At 70.8% G+C, this 14,246-nt stretch carries 14 protein-coding genes; 2 read left to right on the top strand and 12 right to left on the bottom strand.

The genetic code is table 11. From position 1 onward, the window contains the following. Positions 1 to 7: 7 nt before the first annotated feature. The 9 genes from ACQP09_RS32950 to ACQP09_RS32990 form a co-directional block, all read right to left on the bottom strand. On the bottom strand, positions 8 to 607 hold the full coding sequence (locus ACQP09_RS32950; protein ID WP_433406312.1) for a TetR family transcriptional regulator: 600 nt from the start codon (positions 605 to 607) through the stop codon (positions 8 to 10). Between the two features lie 72 nt (positions 608 to 679). After that, positions 680 to 1,432 carry a VOC family protein gene (locus ACQP09_RS32955; protein WP_433406314.1) on the bottom strand — a complete coding sequence of 251 codons (753 nt, stop codon included), beginning with the start codon at positions 1,430 to 1,432 and terminating at the stop codon, positions 680 to 682. Between the two features lie 874 nt (positions 1,433 to 2,306). Beyond that, positions 2,307 to 2,984 carry a DUF5753 domain-containing protein gene (locus ACQP09_RS32960; protein ID WP_433406841.1) on the bottom strand — a complete coding sequence of 226 codons (678 nt, stop codon included), beginning with the start codon at positions 2,982 to 2,984 and terminating at the stop codon, positions 2,307 to 2,309. A 12-nt stretch (positions 2,985 to 2,996) separates the two neighbouring features. Further along, positions 2,997 to 3,692, bottom strand: a complete 696-nt coding sequence (locus ACQP09_RS32965; RefSeq protein WP_433406315.1) for a helix-turn-helix domain-containing protein — start codon at positions 3,690 to 3,692, stop codon at positions 2,997 to 2,999. A gap of 40 nt (positions 3,693 to 3,732) precedes the next feature. Beyond that, positions 3,733 to 4,059 carry an RNA polymerase sigma factor gene (locus ACQP09_RS32970; RefSeq protein WP_433406317.1) on the bottom strand — a complete coding sequence of 109 codons (327 nt, stop codon included), beginning with the start codon at positions 4,057 to 4,059 and terminating at the stop codon, positions 3,733 to 3,735. Positions 4,060 to 4,092: 33 nt separating this feature from the next. Further along, entirely contained in the window at positions 4,093 to 4,278 is a 186-nt protein-coding gene (locus tag ACQP09_RS32975; RefSeq protein WP_433406318.1) for a sigma factor, read from the bottom strand. After that, positions 4,275 to 4,547 carry a hypothetical protein gene (locus ACQP09_RS32980; RefSeq protein WP_433406319.1) on the bottom strand — a complete coding sequence of 91 codons (273 nt, stop codon included), beginning with the start codon at positions 4,545 to 4,547 and terminating at the stop codon, positions 4,275 to 4,277. The genes ACQP09_RS32975 and ACQP09_RS32980 overlap by 4 nt, the downstream gene beginning before the upstream one ends. Before the next feature lie 389 nt (positions 4,548 to 4,936). After that, the gene (locus ACQP09_RS32985) at positions 4,937 to 5,446 is read right to left on the bottom strand and encodes an SRPBCC family protein (RefSeq protein WP_433406320.1); all 510 of its coding nucleotides are present in this window, start codon (positions 5,444 to 5,446) and stop codon (positions 4,937 to 4,939) included. Then, the gene (locus ACQP09_RS32990) at positions 5,443 to 5,820 is read right to left on the bottom strand and encodes an ArsR/SmtB family transcription factor (RefSeq protein ID WP_433406322.1); all 378 of its coding nucleotides are present in this window, start codon (positions 5,818 to 5,820) and stop codon (positions 5,443 to 5,445) included. Before ACQP09_RS32990 ends, ACQP09_RS32985 begins: the two co-directional genes overlap by 4 nt. 377 nt (positions 5,821 to 6,197) lie before the next feature. On the opposite strand from ACQP09_RS32990, the gene ACQP09_RS32995 reads away from it, so the two are divergent. Together ACQP09_RS32995 and ACQP09_RS33000 are read left to right on the top strand one after the other, a co-directional pair. Beyond that, the gene (locus ACQP09_RS32995) at positions 6,198 to 7,181 is read left to right on the top strand and encodes a trypsin-like serine protease (RefSeq protein WP_433406323.1); all 984 of its coding nucleotides are present in this window, start codon (positions 6,198 to 6,200) and stop codon (positions 7,179 to 7,181) included. Between the two features lie 1,005 nt (positions 7,182 to 8,186). Then, on the top strand, positions 8,187 to 9,053 hold the full coding sequence (locus ACQP09_RS33000; RefSeq protein WP_433406324.1) for a chitinase: 867 nt from the start codon (positions 8,187 to 8,189) through the stop codon (positions 9,051 to 9,053). Positions 9,054 to 9,140: 87 nt separating this feature from the next. Here ACQP09_RS33000 and ACQP09_RS33005 read toward each other — a convergent pair whose 3' ends face one another. The 3 genes from ACQP09_RS33005 to ACQP09_RS33015 form a co-directional block, all read right to left on the bottom strand. Beyond that, positions 9,141 to 9,722 carry an N-acetylmuramoyl-L-alanine amidase gene (locus ACQP09_RS33005; RefSeq protein ID WP_433406325.1) on the bottom strand — a complete coding sequence of 194 codons (582 nt, stop codon included), beginning with the start codon at positions 9,720 to 9,722 and terminating at the stop codon, positions 9,141 to 9,143. 138 nt (positions 9,723 to 9,860) lie between these two features. Then, the gene (locus ACQP09_RS33010) at positions 9,861 to 11,177 is read right to left on the bottom strand and encodes an SWF or SNF family helicase (RefSeq protein WP_433406326.1); all 1,317 of its coding nucleotides are present in this window, start codon (positions 11,175 to 11,177) and stop codon (positions 9,861 to 9,863) included. Beyond that, positions 11,174 to 14,173, bottom strand: a complete 3,000-nt coding sequence (locus ACQP09_RS33015) for a DEAD/DEAH box helicase (protein ID WP_433406327.1) — start codon at positions 14,171 to 14,173, stop codon at positions 11,174 to 11,176. The genes ACQP09_RS33010 and ACQP09_RS33015 overlap by 4 nt, the downstream gene beginning before the upstream one ends. Positions 14,174 to 14,246 lie beyond the last annotated feature (73 nt).

Raw genomic sequence — 14,246 nt, forward strand, 5'->3', positions numbered from 1 at the left:
CCCGCGATCACCCGCCGAAAGGCCGTACCGGCCCCACCTCGACACCGAGCAGCCGCCACGCCGCCAGCGCCCGGCGCTCCCGCTCCGCACGGGTCGGTCCGGTCACGGCGCCCGAGACCATGGCGACCGCGAGCGTGAGGTCGTCCTCCGCCCCCGCCAACCGATGGCCGTCCGTCACATGACCTCGCAGGCTGCGCGCGACCCGCTCGGACAGGGCGGGGGCGTGCGCGTGGACGTCGTCGGCCGCCCGGCTGCCTGTCCGGTCGGCGTGCAGCAGGCCGATGAAAGCCGCCGACTCCGTCAGATGCCACGTCAGCACACCGAGTACACCGGCCAGACTCGCGCCCGCGGCAGCACCCGCCTGCTCGACCTCCCGTACGTTCTCCTCCAGTACGGCGTTCGCCAGGGCAGCCCGGTCCGGGAAGTGCCGGTACAGCACGCCCTGCCCGACCCCGGCCCGACGGGCGATCCCGGAGAGCGGGGCGTCGAGGCCGTACTCCGCGTAGACCTCGCGCGCGGCGGCGATCAGAGCCGCCCGATTGCGCGCGGCGGCCTTCGGCCCGTCGTTGGCGGGCCGTCGCTCCTGCGCGGTGGGGTGCTGCGTCACGTCGGAAGGGTACCGGTCGGGCCGACCGGGCCGGCTGGACCTGTTGGCTGCCGGCCCGGGCTCGGCGGACCGCTATGGCCGAGGCCCCTGCACGAAGAACTCGTTGCCGTCGGGGTCGAGCATCAGCACGCGGCTGTCGTCACTCTCGTCGACCTCGTCGGCCTCGTCGGCCTCGTCGCCCACGGGGAGGGTCGCCCCGAGCGAGACCAGACGATCGATCTCCGCCTCCCGGTCGGCGCCGGAAGGGAGCGCCAGCTCGAAGGAGAGCCGGTTCGGGCCCGTCTTCGGCGCCACCGGCGGACCGCCCCAGGTGATCTTCGTACCGCCGTCCGGCGACTGGATCGCGGTCTCCTCGTCCTGGTCCCAGACCAGAGGCCACCGCAGCGCCGCGCTCCAGAAGTACCCGACCTCCTGCGTACCGTCGCAGGCCAGCGCTCCGATGAAACCGGTGTCGGCGAGGAACGTGTTGCCCGGCTCGATCACGCAGAACTCGTTGCCGTCCGGATCGGCCAGCACCACATGCCCCTCTTCCGGCTGCTGGCCCACGTCGATATGCCGCCCGCCGTACTCCAGCGCCCTGGCGACCGTCTGCTGCTGATCCTCCGCTGAAGCGCTGGTCAGGTCGAAGTGCGCACGGTTCTGGCCGGTCTTCGGCTCCTGGCCGGGCAGAAAGCGGATGCGGAACCCGGTGCCGCCCGGGGACAGGAGCGCTGCGCCCTCGTCCGCGCCTCCGGCCACCTCCCAGCCGAGGACCCCGGACCAGAACCGGGCCAGCTCCGACGGCCGGGTGGCCCGGAAACAGATCGCGAACAGCTGACTGGTCATACCCCGTGCATCTCCGATCCACCGCCGACCGGTCGGGTCCGGCCACGCGACGCGGAGCCTAGAGGGTGCCGTGGGCTCCCCGCACCTGGGTTTTCACACGTGAGCGCGTGCGAAGGCCTGCGCGAATGCGGAATCGCTCACCGATCCGTTGCCGTCGCCTCCTCATCCCCGGAAAGACGTGGGGCGGCCTCGAAAATGGCCCCTCTGTTTCGCTCGCGTCGCTGTATCCGTGCACAGTGATGACGAGCCCGGACACGTCGACCAGGCGGTAGAGGGATTCGACGCGCGTTCCGTGGGCGCCTTCGCCAAGGGTGAGGTGGAACATGTCGTTACCCCCCCGAATGTCGTTGTCCCGAATGAGATGCGCTGGCTGATCGTGGAGGCGGTTCGCCGCCTTAGGGATCTCAGCCTTCGTCGCCGCACCCTGGGCACGCGGCGCGAGGGCGCTTCGTGGTTGAACACTTTGCACACTTCACGGGTTCCGCCATGCCTGCCGCCCACCATTCCGCCGGAGTATCGGAGCCTGCCGAGCGTAGCGCCCATGAGGGCACATACAGGTGGAAAGCCTGAGAAGCAGCCTCACCGCAGGCCTCGGTACCGCAGGCCCCGCCGTGCGCCGAGCACCAGTGAGGGGAACTCGGCGACGACAGGCCCTAGGGCCGGACCCCCGCGACGAACAGGGCTTTCGCCGGCAACGTCCAACCGACTCCGACTCCGACTCCGCCTCCGCCACCCGCCTCCGCGACGAGCGACCCAGGCGGCGGGCCTGCGCTCACTGAGGCAACCGGCCCACCGCACTCGGCGTGGAGAGTCCTCCGCCGCTCCGCGCCCCTGACCTAGGCATGGGTGACATTCTGGAGCGGTGGCACCGTCGTCAGCCGCAGGCGGCGATATAGCCGCCGAGGATCTCCGCCGTGTGGTCCGGCGGTGTGGCGGCGTCCGCGACCTGTTCCATGAAACTCGTGTACGGCGTTGTGTCCGCGTTCGGCGCCGAGCTGTCGGGGCCCGTATCCGCATGCTCCAGAATGCGATGCAAGATGCCCTCGGTACGGTCCGGCCCCTCGGCGGCACCCGCCAGATGATTCAGCAGATGCCGATACCTCTCGCTGTCGTCCTCCCTGCGGAGGTACTGGCCCCCGGACAGCTGCTCCAGATAAACGACATCGGACAACGATCGTTCCGCGAACCGCATGACCGTCACCGGTGCACCGACGTCCCCGTAGGCATGCGCATCCATCGGCAGGACTTGAATCGTCAGGTTCGGCCGGCTCGCCATGTCCGCGAGGTGACGCAATTGCTCTCTCATCACAGCGCTTCCGCCCACCTGTCGGCGGAGAACGGACTCGTCCAGAATGGCCCACAGTTTCGGTCCGTCGGCAGCGTGGAGCAGTTGTTGGCGCTTCATGCGCAACTGCACTCGGCGGTCGATTTCCTGTTCACTGCCGTCGTCGAGTCCGGTGCGCATGATGGCCCTCGCGTACTCCGGTGTCTGGAGCAGCCCGGGAACGATTCTTGCCTCGAAGGTCTTGATCAGGTGAGCGCTCCTTTCCAGATCGAAGAGGCTTTACAGCCAGGGCGGCATGATGTCCCGGTACTCGTGCCACCAGCTCGGGCGGTCGGCCGCGTGCCATGTCTTGAGGATGCGTCGGCGTTCATCCAGGGAGTCGACCCCGTACACGGTGAGCATCCGGTCCAGCTGCTCACGCTGCGGCAGGCTGTACCCCCGCTCGAAGCGGGCGATGGCGGGCACAGAGCAGAGGGTGCTGCTCGCGACCTGACGCTGGGTGAGGCCTTGGAGGATCCGTAGGTCCCGCAACAGTGCGCCCAGGATGAGCTGCTGAACGTGCGGCGCGGGGGCCGAGCCCGCCGATGAGGCAGTCGCGGCCGGGGGCACCGCAATGTCGGGCGGCCGTACTGTTCCGCCGGCCTCGGCCGCGCGCTCCTGGGTGTGAGCGCGCTCGCGTGGTGCCTCCTGCTCCGTCATGGCCGGTGCGTTCCGGGGACGCAGGGTGAGCTGAGCTCCGGTCACGTGGTAGCGGGCGGCTGTGCGCAGCCAGTGCAGCCCCTGCTCGCGTCGATCCAGCGCGAGGAGTTCCAGGCCCAGTGCGTACGCTTCGTGGCCCAGCTGGGCCTGGTCCGCCTGGAGCGCCAGAGTGGCTCGTTCATCGTCCGTGAGGCTGTCGATGGAGTCCATGACAGCGTCGAAACCCTCGCTGGACGCGCCCGGTGCGGGCAGCAGAAGCCGGTTCTCGGTACCCACTCGCGTTCTCCCTCGCCCGTGTCCGCCGGCCGGTAGTCGCTCAGGACCGTGGTGTGGCGGAGTGCCTCCAAGGCTTTCTGAGCAGGTTCTTGACGCCGTTCTCGCCGATCCCCATGAGTACGGCCGTCTCGGCGACCTTCAACTGGTCGATGTGGTGGAGTCGCAGGGCCTCACGCTGTCTCTCGGTCAGGTGGGCGAGCGCATGCTCCACGTCGACGCGGCGCGCGATCCCCGTGGCCAGGTCCGGAGCCAGCTCGTGGATCAGCGTCGTCACATCCTCGCCCGTGAAGGGGACCTCCCGTACACGGCCGCGCTCCTTCCAGTAGTCCGCGATGCGGCACGACGCGATCGGGTAGAGCGCCTTCACGGGTTCGTCGTAGGAGTCGACGTAGTGGTCATATCAGATGAAGAAGCGGCGCCAGGTCTCCTGGCACAGGTCCTCAGCCTCCTGCTTCTCTTCGACCCGCCGTGCCACGAACGCGGCGAGCTTCGGGTGATGAGCCACATAGAAGGCCCGTATGGCGTCCCGCCGCTCACGGTCCGCCACCCTCGGCGCCGGCGTGGAGTCGTCCCGTACCGAGGTCACTGAGTCTCTTCACCGGGTCCCGCCCACCCCGTCCTCGCTGCGCTGCGAGCGGCGACCGTCCGATCCGTGCCGATGCCGAGGGACCACCACGTCCCGGCGGCCTCCTGACGCACCACCACCGCCCGGGAGCCGTGCCGGGCCGCCGCGACCACGACCGCCAGCGCTCGCCGCTGCTCCCGGGCCAGCACCACGCGCCCCCAGATCCGCATCCCCAGAGCGGCCAAGGCGCATAAGCCGGAGATCGCTGCCGTCAGCTCGCCGGCACTCATCGATCGCAGCACTGAGGGACCACCTGTCTCGTTCGTGGAAAGCGTGTCACCCCTATATCCACGTGGGCGGATGCTTCGGGTACCCCTTGGACGCCGGCACTTCGGCCACGTTGCCTCTGCCGCCCGGAGGATGCCGCAAGCTCAGCGGTAGGCGCCTGACGGGTGAGAATCCAGATCGGATTGCAGCGGAAAAGGCTGACACCATGGGGTGCAGCGGACTTGATGACCGTGTTCGCCTGAGGGGTTGGGCGTCGGCTGGGTTTGGGGACTTCGCCGTGGATCGTGTCGGGTGGGCCGTGCCGGGGCGTCGACGTCCTCGTCCACCAGGGGCACAGCGACCGGGTAGCCCCTGGCCGAGTCCGTAGGTGTGTCGCATTCCCGCGCGGGGATCAGTTGAACATGTCGAGGTAGTGCTGTGCGTGGACCGGGTGGTACGCACCGAAGTCGACGGATGCCGGATCGCCGCCGGTCTCGGCGACGACGAGACGGTCGAGGTAGTAGTCCCACCCGGGGCCCACTCCGCCCGCCATCGCCGGGTCGTCGCCGACGGACTGGGTGAAGGTGAGCGTGGTGACGCCCTCGTGCTCGACGAGCGTCAGGGTCATGTGCCAGAGAAATTCCTGGTCAGGCACCTGCGACGTAAGGACCAGACGGTGGGGGGCCTGGCAGTCCTGGATGGTGAAGACCTCGGCCTGGTGCTGGTCGCCCTCGTAGAGCATGCGGAAGTCGACCGATCCGGTCGACGGGTCACCGGTCCACTCGCCGATCCATCGGGCCAGGCGGTCCGACTCGGTGACCGCCGCCCAGACGTCCTTGATGCCGGCCCGGAAGGTGCGGTCGAAGGCGATGCTGTCCAGGCCGTCGACGGTCACGCGACGGCCGGTGGGGGTGCTGGTCATGCGGATTCCTCCTGAGGTCTTCCGGTGCCGGGATCGGCGTCGGTGCGGGCCCGGCGGTCGTGGACGGCCCTGCGGACCTCCAGGTCGAGGGCGTCGAAGGCGCTCTCGGGGATCGGCGGGCGGTGCCCGGCGAGCTCGTCGAGCAGGGCGCGGACCGGGGCGAGGCCCGGGCGGGCGAGCGCGTAGTGGCGCTCGCGACCGCGGTCCTCGACGGTGGCCAGCCCTGCCTCGGTGAGCAGTCGCAGATGTTTGCTCACCGCGGGCCGGCTGATCGGGTGCCGTGCCGCGAGGTCGACTACGCGGGCGGGGCCGGAGGCCAGGGCGCGCAGCAGGTCACGGCGTATGGGATCGGCCAGGGCGATGAACGGGTCCACTCCTCATTGGTAACCCATGGGTTACCAATACGCAAGCCGCCACCGGGGAAGGAGGGTGGCGACGCCGCGCCCGGCCAGAGCCTCGCGGGAGTCGGCCGAGCGCTGCGACGCGTGAATCGCCCGGTCAGGACAGTGCTCGCGGCCCACGTGTGCGGATACGGCAAGCCCGCAGCCGACACCGGGGCGGCCTGACCCTCGCGGGCGAGTCCCGAGGGGTGTCCCGCCTGGAGAAGGACACCACCCGGCAACTCCCGGCCCGACGAAGCCAGTTGGCCGTTCCTGTGAACGTAACGGCACTTGGTCTAGACCTTGACAGGTCCAGACCAATGCTCTTGTGTGTGCGCAACACCGCTCGTTCATGCTGAAGGAGTGATCCCTTGCCCAGACGAAGAGCCCAGGCATTCCTGGCAACTCTCGCCGTCTCCGTCCTCGCCTTCCTGATGCCGGCGACCGCCGGCGCCGCGTCCCCGCAGCCGCCGCCCGGAGCCGGCGCTGACGTCAGCCCGCAGGTCATCGGAGGAACCCCCGCCTCACAGGCGTACCCCGTCGGTGTGTGGAACGCCTGCACCGTCGTGCTGATCAAGCCGGACTGGCTGCTCACCGCCGCCCACTGCACCTGGCGGAACGGGTACATCGGCATCGGCACCGACTCGGCCTCGCCCGTGGCCGTCTCCTCCACCGATCGTCGCGTCTTCTTCACCGGCGGAGGTGCCGACGTCGCTCTGCTGCATCTGGCCACGCCCGTCACCAACGTGAAGCCCGTGCTGATCGACCGGTTCTCACCCGTTGCCGGAACCCCGGCCCGCGTCGTCGGATTCGGACAGACGTGCCCCACGCTGGGATGCGGCGGTGCGACGACCGAAGCCCTCGAACTCGACACCGCGGTCCTGGACGATGCCGCGTCACCGGCGATCCACAACGGCAACACCGAGATCTGCGGCGACAACCCGGCCCAGGCCGGAACCTGTTACGGCGACTCCGGGGGTCCTCTGCTGAGGAAGACCTCGCAGGACGAATGGGTACTCGTGAGTCTCGTCAGCGGCTGGGGTACGGCGAACACCGACTGCGGCGCCGCACCCTCGATCTTCGCCGACGTCACCGAGAAGGGCGGCGTCCGGCAGTGGATCGCCCAGACCGTCGGCGGACTCGCCGACCCGGGCACCGCACCGCCGACCGACCCGCCCACCGACCCCCCGGGCGACACGTGCACGCTCGCCCAGTGGAAGGCCACCGCGGTCTACACGGGAGGCAGCGTGGTCGCGCACGACGGCCGCAAGTGGAAGGCCAAATGGTGGACCACCAACGAGAAGCCCGGCACCACCGGCCAGTGGGGCGTGTGGCAGGACGAAGGCGCCTGCTGATCGTCCGGCCCTGAGGCGAACTCAGCACCCGTCAGGGGATCCGGCGCCCGAAGCCGACGTCCACCGCGGCGCGATAGAGCCGACGCCTGGCCCGGGGGCCGGCCAGGGCCGGAGGGGAGATCGCACACCGATCGCCCCTCCGGCCCTGGAGACCCTGGTCCCCCCCGGCGCCGAAGACGGAGCCCTCCTCTTCCGGAGCGGGGAGAGGCGGGCTCCGTGGCCGAGCCGGTCGCGGACGGCATCCATGAAGGCTTCGCCGTCCTGCCGCCGGGTGGCGGCGGCCTCGGCGCGGGGAGGCCATCGTGATCCCGAGGCTCCGGCACAGCGAGGACAGGTGCTTCCGTCTCGGCTGTCGGTACCCCCCACGCATCGACCCCGGAGCGAGGTGCAGGACCAGGAGGCGGGCGTGCGGGCTCGCTGGGGTGATCCGGCGTCCGGGAGAGCCCTCGGTTCCCCGGCCCTGCGGATCTGATCCGCGGAGACGACCCTCCGCCACTTCGGGGCTCGGATCTTCGCGATCCCCTCGGTGGCCTTCACCTGATCTGCTCCGAGTCGACCACCATGAACGGTTCCGCGTCGATCATCTCCAACTGTTCTGTGTCCACGGTGTCTCGTAACTTGAGGGTCGAGCAGGACCGCGGCACCGGCTCTGACGAGCCAGAAGCTCCCCGGGAGCACCCTGCGAGTGCCTCCGGCGTGAAGGTGCGACGGAGAAAGCGCACAGAAGCGAGGTCCCCTGACCCACGGGTTGACATGGGCATTTGTATGAACCAACCTCCTGCACCAGGTCGGTGGCCACCGATGTCCCCCTCGTTCGCGAACCCCCCCACGAGCACCTGGAGATTCCCCGTGAACCGGACGCATCGCAAGAAGCGCAGCCACAAGCTCCTGGGCGGCAGCGCCGCCCTCGTCCTCGCCGCCGGCGGGCTCATGGCCACCGCCCTCGTCGGCAGCGCGGGCGCGGCCTAGAGCGAGCAGACCCGTGCGGCAGTTCCCGCACACGCCGTGACCGGCTACTGGCAGAACTTCGACAACGGCGCAACCATCCAGAAGCTGGGCGACGTTCAGGACGGCTACGACATCATCGCGGTCGCCTTCGCCGACTCCACCGGCACCGACGGCCAGATCGAGTTCAACCTCGCCCCCGAGGTCGGCTACGCCTCCGAGGACGAGTTCAAGGCCGACATCGCCGCGAAGCAGGCGGCGGGCAAGTCCGTCATCATCTCCGTCGGCGGCGAGCTCGGCAACGTGACGGTCGACGACTCCGAGTCCGCGGCGCAGTTCGCGGACAGCACGTACGCCCTCATGGAGGAGTACGGCTTCGACGGCGTCGACATCGACCTGGAGCACGGTATCAACGCCCAGTACATGGGCGAGGCGCTGAAGTCGCTTTCCGCGAAGGCCGGTGACGACCTCGTCCTCACCATGGCTCCGCAGACTCTGGACATGCAGAACACCGGCACCGAGTACTTCAAGCTGGCGCTCGATGTGAAGGACATCCTCACCGTCGTCAACATGCAGTACTACAACAGCGGTTCGATGGCCGGCTGCGACGGCAAGGTCTACGCCCAGGGCACGGTCGACTTCCTGACCGCACTGGCATGCGTTCAACTGGAGAACGGCCTCGATGCGGACCAGGTCGGCATCGGCACCCCCGCCTCCTCCAAGGGCGCGGGCTCCGGCTACGTCGACCCGGCGATCGTGAACGATGCCCTGGACTGCCTGACCAAGGGCGAGAACTGTGGCGAGTTCAAGCCGGAGAAGACCTACCCGGGGCTGCGCGGGGCCATGGCCTGGTCCACGAACTGGGATGCCTCCAACGGCGACAACTGGGTCAACAGCGTGGCACCGCACGTCCGCGAACTGCCCTAGGTGCATTGACCCGCAGGGTTGTTGACGCGGGTGACGGGTGGGTGGCCGCCTGGTGCGGTGTGGCTACGGTGGCCGATCGGCGCGGGCTCAGGGCAGGTTGACGAGGCGGAGGTAGCGGTCCCAGTCCCAGAGGGGACCGGGGTCGGTGTGGTCGCTGCCGGGTACCTCGTGGTGGCCGATGATGTGTGCCCGGTCCGTGGGTATGCCGTGCCGTGCGCAGATCGCCGCGGTGAGGAGGGCCGAGCGCCGGTACATCACATCGGTGAAGAACTCCGGGCGGTCCACCCACCCCTCGTGCTCGATGCCGATGCTGCGTGTGTTGACCTCCCAGTTCCCCGCGTGCCAGGCGATGTCCTTCTCCCTGACGCACTGCGCGACATGGCCGTCACCGGAGCGCACCACGTAGTGGGCGGAGACCTGTTTCACCGGGTCGCGGAAGATGCCGATCGTCGGGGTGAACAACTGCTGGGCGACGTGGACGATGACGCGGTCGATCCGGCGCTCCCAAGGGTCCGCCGGGACGGTGTAGTTCGCCGCGTGGGCCGGTGCCCAGAGAGCCGTCGGATGGTCCGCGACGGCTGCCGAAGGTGTGACGGCCCGTGCCGACGCCGGTACCAGCGCCGCCACCGCGGTGACAGCGGCCCCCTGAAGGAGCCTTCTGCGGTGCATCGCACTCCTATAGGGGTGGTGCTCGCCCATAGGGGCGAGGCGTGAGGGAAAGAGGAGGCCGAAGCCGTCTCCCGCTGATGACGTACGGGAGATGACGTACGGAAGAGCGCTCCGGTTCCCCACACCTGTCGGCGGACCTCAGCCCCCGCTCAGGGCCCCCGCCAGCGCACTCGCCGGGTCGTCGTCCGCCGGACCCGCCGGCACCCAGCGGCCGCGCTCCTTGCGGTACGGCCACCACCGGCCGTCGCGGTCGTACCGGAGCTGGACATCGGCGCCCGCCACCGTCCAGCGGGCCCCCGCCGCCCGCAACCGCGGCCGCTCGCCCTCCTCCCAGGCCGCGGCCAGCCGCGCGCGAGCCCGGGCCAGGGCCTCGGCGTCCGGGTCCCACTCCTCGTCCAGCACCGCCAGCGCGGCCACCCCTCCGTACCGCCACGCGCTCACCGCCGCCTCCAGCTCGGCGCGCGGCCGGCCGGACCCCTCGGCCAGCCGCTTGGCGATCCACGGCTGGGGGCGCGCATCGGCGGCCATCCGCACCGCGTCCTGCTCCGGCGTCAGCTCCGCCGCGACCGGCTGCCGTTCATGCCCCGGAGCCAGCGCCTCCAGCAGCATCCGACGGGCCCGTACGGCGCTGTCGGCGGCCAGGAGCTCCAGCGCCGCCGGGTCGAGGCCCGGCGGCGGGTCCGCCTCCGTGTCCAGCGACGGCGGCAGCCCCGGTTCCTCGGGCACCGGCGGCGGACCGGGGAGCGGCGGCAGTATGGAGCCCGCGGCGAACGCCTCGTCGGCCGGGACCCCGTACGCCTCCCGGTCCACCTTCTCCGGCGCACCCCTCTCCGTACCGCGCACCGCACGGGCGGCGCTGCGGACCTGGAGCTCGTCCAGCAGCCGCCGCTCACCACGCCCGCGCATCAGGAGCAGGACGAACGGATCCTCGTCCAGCAGCCGCGCCACCTGGTAGCACAGGGCCCCGGAATGGGCGCAGTGGTCCCAGGTGCCGCACGTGCACTCCGGTTCCAGGTCACCGATGCCGGGCAGCAGCTCCACCCCGGCACCCGCCGCGTCCTCCACCAGATGCGGCTCCATCTCCCGGTCGAGCAGCGCCGCGATGTGCCCGGCCCGGTCCACCGCCATGTCCAGGAAGCGGTCCCACTCCTCCGCGCTCAGCTCCTGGAGCAGCACATCGCTCCGGTGGCCCGTGCCGTCCCGGTCCCGTACGACGGCAGTGATCCGGCCGGGACGTACGGAGACCGCCCCCACACCGCCCTCCCGGGCCAGCCGGCGCCCCTTCTTGAGCTGCTGGCCGTCCAGCGCGGTGTCCTCCAGCGCCTTCAGCCACGCCCGCCCCCACCAGGAGGTGGCGAAACCCCTGCCCGGCGGCGGAGGCAGCGGCGCGAACGTACGCTCCGCTCCACCACCGATGTCCGCCGCAGCCGCCCCGTACTCGTCGTCGTCACTCATCGCGCGCCCCCTCGCAGCTCGACCAGATCGGCCAGTTCCGCATCGGTCAGTTCGGTCAGTGCCGCCTCTCCGGAGCCGAGCACAGCATCCGCGAGACCCTGTTTGCGCGCGAGCATCTCCGCGATCCGGTCCTCGATCGTGCCCTCGGCGATCAGCCGGTGCACCTGGACCGGCTGCGTCTGCCCGATCCGGTACGCCCGGTCCGTCGCCTGCGCCTCCACCGCCGGATTCCACCACCGGTCGAAGTGCACGACATGACCGGCCCGGGTGAGGTTGAGCCCCGTCCCCGCCGCCTTCAGGGAGAGCAGGAACACCGGGGCCTCGCCCGCCTGGAAGCGGCTCACCATCTCCTCGCGCCGCGCCACCGGCGTACCGCCGTGCAGGAACTGCGTAGGCACCCCGCGCTCGGACAGATGCTCCTCCAGCAGCCGCGCCATCGGTACGTACTGCGTGAACACCAATACAGAACCCTGTTCGGCCAGGATCGTGTCCAGGAGTTCGTCCAGCAGCTCGACCTTCCCGGACCGGTCCGCGATCCGCGGCCGGTCCTCCTTCAGGTACTGCGCCGGGTGGTTGCAGATCTGCTTCAGCGCGGTCAGCAGCTTCATCACGAGCCCTCGCCGCTCGAACCCGTCCGCACCGGAGATCTCGGCGAGCGTCTCGCGGACCACCGCCTCGTACAGCCCGGTCTGTTCGGCCGTCAGCGACACCGCCCGGTCGGTCTCCGTCTTCGGCGGCAGCTCCGGCGCGATCCCCGGATCGCTCTTGCGGCGGCGCAGCAGGAACGGGCGCACCAGGGCCGCGAGCCGCTCGGCGGCCGCCGGGTCCGCGCCGCCCTCGACGGCGGCGGCGTACCGGTTGCGGAAGGTGGAGAGCCGGCCCAGCAGCCCGGGCGTCGTCCAGTCCAGGATCGCCCACAGCTCGGAGAGGTTGTTCTCCACCGGTGTTCCGGTGAGGGCGACGCGGGCCCGGGCGCCGATGGTGCGCAGCTGCTTGGCCGTCGCCGAGTGCGGGTTTTTCACGTGCTGCGCCTCGTCCGTGACGACCATGCCCCAGGAGGCGGCCGCCAGCCGGGGTGCGTCCAGACGCATCGTGCCGTACGTCGTCAGGACGAACTCGCCGTCCGCCAGCCCCTTCAGGGAACGCGATGTCCCATGGAAGCGGCGTACTGGGGTGCCGGGGGCGAACTTCTCGATCTCGCGCTGCCAGTTGCCCATCAGCGACGTCGGACAGACCACCAGCGTCGGCCCGGCCGCGTCCCGGTCGCTCTGGCGGTGCAGATGCAGAGCGATGAGCGTGATCGTCTTGCCCAGGCCCATGTCGTCGGCGAGGCAGGCGCCGAGGCCGAGCGAGGTCATGGTGTTCAGCCAGTTCAGACCGCGCAGCTGATAGTCGCGCAGCGTCGCGGTGAGCGCCTCGGGCTGTCCGACCGACTGCTCGACGGCGGACTCCGGGTCGGCCAGCCGCTCGCGCAACCGCTCCAGCCAGCCCGTCGCGGCCACCTCCACCCGGCGGCCGTCCACCTCGGTGGAGCCGGTCAGCGCCGCGCTCAGCGCGTCGATGGGGGTGACCTTGCGGTCCTGGGTCTGCCGGGCCCGGTGTGCCTCCTCCGGGTCGATGAGGACCCACTGGTCGCGCAGCCGCACGATCGGTCGGCTGGACTCGGCGAGGCGGTCCAGCTCCTCGCGGCTCAGCTGCCGGTCGCCCAGCGCGAACCGCCAGTCGAACGCGAGCAGGGCGTCGGCGGACAGGAACGAGGGAGTGTCCGCGAGGGCCCGCCCCCGCCGTCCGTCCGCCTCTCCTCCGTCCTCCTCCCGTCCCTCGGCGTCGCCACCCCGGTCGGCCGGGCCGATGACGGCTCGTGCGGTCAGCTTCCGCGCCAGCTCCTTGGGCCAGTGCACCTGCACACCGGTGGCGGCCAGTGCGCGTGAGGCGGGGCCCAGCAGCTCGGCGATCTCCTCGTCGGCGGGCTCCACCGCGTCCGGCACGGCGGCGGAGAGCAGCGGGGCCAGCGGCGGCCAGGCGCGGGCGGCCCGGCGCAGGGCGAGCAGGGCGTCCATCCGGGCCCGCGGCCCGAACGCCGCCGCACTCCGGGTGCCGCCGGCCCAGACCTCGGCCGCGTCGGCGACCAGGGAGGGGTCGCTCACGCTGTGGATCTGCAGCACGGCGCGGAAAGAGGGCACCGCGTCGTCATAGGAAGGGTTGTCGGTGTCGGTGTCGGTGTCGGTGTCGGTGTCGGTGTCGGCGTCTGCGTCCGGCTCGGCGTGGGTGTCCGTGGTGGGGACAGCGGCTGTGGTTCCGGTGACCTCGATACGCAACGAGAGCCGCACTCCCGCATCGTGACCGGCCGCCACATCGGCCGCCCAGGCCCGCCCTTGGGGCAGGTGGTGCGGTTCCGGGGCGGCGAACGCGGGACCCGCGGCCGCGAACCCGGCGGCGGGCGTCCGGGGCAGTCCGTCCGCCACCGCGTCCAGGAACGCCCGCAACAGCCGTTCCGGCTCGGGAAGCAGCAGTGGCCCGTCCGCCGCCGCGCCGGTCTCCAGCGGGGTCGCGTGGGCGGAGGGAGGCATCGACGCGGCCAGATCCCGGATCCGCTCCAGGTCCCCGGCGGCCAAAGGCCCGACCCGCCAGGCGTCCTGGTCGGTGGGGCTCAGCCCGGGCAGCAGGAGGCCGCGGGCGACGAGCTGCAGCCCGAGCAGCGCGGCGGCACCCCAGAAGGCGGTTGCGGGGGAGGCCTGCCCGTCCGCCCGCGCCCGGGTCAGCACCGGCAGGGCCTCCCGTACGGGAAGATGCAGGGCAGGAACGGTACGGCGCCGGGCGCCGGCCTCGGCCACGGTGAGCTCCGACAGGACCCCGGGCGCGTCGGGAGGGGTGTTACCGTCCGGGTTCCAGAAGGCGATCCGTCCGGTACGGGACGGATCTGCGGGGATGAAGACCGCGGAGCAGCGGGACAGCTCGGAAATCTCGTAAGGCGTTGCCGCGGGGTGCGGGTGCACAGGAAAATCAGATTCCTCAAATTTGACTAGTGGGTCGGGCTCGGAGGGTACTCCGCTCGAAGCCGCGATGCGT

Origin of the sequence: Streptomyces sp. CA-146814, from assembly GCF_050942385.1 — a bacterium.
GTDB lineage: Bacteria > Actinomycetota > Actinomycetes > Streptomycetales > Streptomycetaceae > Streptomyces.

Bases quoted from the DNA above. Each gene is read 5' to 3' on its own strand.
- ACQP09_RS32955 (WP_433406314.1), bottom strand. From the start codon at position 1,432: ATGACCAGTCAGCTGTTCGCGATCTGTTTCCGGGCCACCCGGCCGTCG.
- ACQP09_RS32980 (WP_433406319.1), bottom strand. From the start codon at position 4,547: ATGAGTGCCGGCGAGCTGACGGCAGCGATCTCCGGCTTATGCGCCTTG.
- ACQP09_RS32985 (WP_433406320.1), bottom strand. From the start codon at position 5,446: ATGACCAGCACCCCCACCGGCCGTCGCGTGACCGTCGACGGCCTGGAC.
- ACQP09_RS33005 (WP_433406325.1), bottom strand. From the start codon at position 9,722: ATGCACCGCAGAAGGCTCCTTCAGGGGGCCGCTGTCACCGCGGTGGCG.
- ACQP09_RS33010 (WP_433406326.1), bottom strand. From the start codon at position 11,177: ATGAGTGACGACGACGAGTACGGGGCGGCTGCGGCGGACATCGGTGGT.